Genomic DNA, 1,631 nt, shown 5'->3' on the forward strand with positions numbered 1-1,631 from the left:
CGCGCCCGGTCCCGGTGCCGTCGCCCCCGGCGTCCCGCCGGGTCCGGCTCCCCGGCGGCTGGACCGACGTGCCGGTGCGCGCCCGCGCGGCCCACGCGCCCGGCGACACCTTCGACGGTCCCTGCGTCGTCACCGAACCGCAGTGCTCCCTGCTCGTGCCGCCCGGCTGGCACGGCACCGTGGACGACGAGGGCGCGATCCTCCTGGAGGCCCGGCCATGACCCCCGCGGCGGCGACACCCGGCGGCCCGGCCGACCTGACCGCCGAGATCCTGCGGAACGCGCTGTGCGTCGCGGCGGAGGAGGCCGGGATCGTCGTCGTCCGTTCCGCCTACTCGGCGTTCATCGTGGAGGGCGCGGACGCGGCGGCGGCGATCCTCGACGCGCGCGGACGGCTCGTCGCGCACTCCCTGTCCACCGCGCTGATGCAGTGCGCCAGCCTGCGCGGCGCCCTGCCCTTCCTGCTCGCCGCCCACCCGCCCGAGACGATGGAACCGGGCGACGTGTTCGTGCTGAACGACGTCTACCAGGGCGGTATCCACGCCAACGACCTGCTCGTGTTCCGTCCGGTGTTCGTCGACGGCGAGCCGGCCTACTTCACCGGCACCCTCATCCACGTCGCCGACCTGTCCGGCCTGTCCGCGGGCGGGATGGCCTCCGACGCGACCGACGTGTTCCTCGAGGGACTCCAGCTTCCTCCCGTCCGGATCGCGACGTCCGCCGGACTCGTGGACGACCTGGTCCGCGTCCTGGCCGCCAACAGCCGCACCCCCGACCGCCTGGTCGGCGACCTGCGCGCGCTCGTCGCCGGGGCCAACGTCGCGGCCCGCCGCCTGGCGGAGATCATCGAGACCCACACCCCGGACGGCCTGGCCCGGGGCATCGCCGACTACCTCGCGCACACCGAACGCCGGATGCGCGACGGCCTCGCGCGCATCCCGGCGGGCACCCGCCGCGCCTCCTACACGCTGGACGACGGGCACACCGTCCGCGTCGCCGTCACCTCCGACGGCGCGGGCGCGCTCACGGTCGACTTCGACGGCACCGACGAGCAGGTCCCGCTGCCGGTGAACTCGGGCTTCTCGCAGACCGTCGGCGGCGTCCTGTACGCGGTGCGGTGCTTCGTGGACCCGTCCCTGCCGATGAACGAGGGCTGCTTCGCGCCCGTGGACATCCGGCTGCCGCGCGGGACGCTCGTCCACTGCACCCGGCCGTTCCCCGGCGGCGGCAGGTTCGGCACCGTCGCCGCCGCCGAGGAGGCCGTGCTCTCGGCCATCGCCCCGGACGGCGCCGCCGCGTCCGGCATCCTGCAGGCGTTCAGCGTCAGCGGCGTCCGCACGCCGTGGCTGCACATGTCGTTCGACCTCGGCGGCACCGGCGCCCGGCCGGACGGCGACGGCGCCGACGCGACCGGCGCGCTGTTCGGCGGCGGGCGCAACATCGTCCCGCAGGTCGAACCCGTCGAGGCGCGGCTGCCCGTCCGGATCGAGGAGGTCTCCCTCATCCCCGGCTCGGGCGGCGCCGGACGGCACCGCGGCGGCCTCGGCACCCGGACCGTCCTGCGCGTGCTCGACGACGCCCGCGTGGACACCCGCGGCGACCGGCTGCGGCGACCGCCGCCCGGCGCGGCCG

2 protein-coding genes are annotated in these 1,631 nt (G+C 76.4%); both read left to right on the plus strand.

Annotation, left to right across the window (positions count from 1 at the left end):
* The coding region (locus DZF91_RS24035) for a hypothetical protein (RefSeq protein ID WP_207661898.1) at nt 1-221 on the plus strand (221 nt) is incomplete at its 5' end.
* Nucleotides 218-1,631 (plus strand): hydantoinase B/oxoprolinase family protein (locus DZF91_RS24040; RefSeq protein ID WP_147341337.1); only part of this gene is annotated, 1,414 nt, incomplete at its 3' end. The genes DZF91_RS24035 and DZF91_RS24040, both read left to right, overlap by 4 nt.

Source organism: Actinomadura logoneensis, from assembly GCF_003428695.1.
GTDB lineage: Bacteria > Actinomycetota > Actinomycetes > Streptosporangiales > Streptosporangiaceae > Spirillospora > Spirillospora logoneensis.